The sequence below is a fragment of the Rhizobium ecuadorense genome, assembly GCF_001187535.1.
In the GTDB taxonomy this organism is placed as follows: domain Bacteria; phylum Pseudomonadota; class Alphaproteobacteria; order Rhizobiales; family Rhizobiaceae; genus Rhizobium; species Rhizobium ecuadorense.
The window spans coordinates 1-277 of the sequence record NZ_LFIO01000463.1 but is presented as its reverse complement, the minus strand read 5'-3'; the positions used below and the strand labels follow the sequence as shown (position 1 = coordinate 277).

Genomic DNA, 277 nt, shown 5'->3' with positions numbered 1-277 from the left:
GCTTCGCAGGCCTGCCATCGCTGGTCGAAGAGGACCTCAAGGTGGCGCCTGAAAATGCACCATACCGAAACAAGGTACTATTTGACGATACCTCGTTCGAGGCCGTCAATGAACTCGTCACATCCGCCGGTTTCGCTGACCATGCCAAGTTGATTCGAGGTTTTTTCATCGACACCTTGCCGACACTTCCGGAGACCCGTTACGACTTCGTCAATATCGACTGCGATCTGTATGCGCCGCACATCGAGTGCCTAGAATACTTCTACCCTAAGATGCA

General features: G+C 52.7%; 1 protein-coding gene. It reads left to right on the top strand.

Going from position 1 to position 277, the window contains the following annotated elements; translation table 11 throughout:
* On the top strand, nucleotides 1–277 hold a 277-nt coding region (locus AF337_RS11425), incomplete at both ends, for a TylF/MycF family methyltransferase (protein ID WP_244471220.1).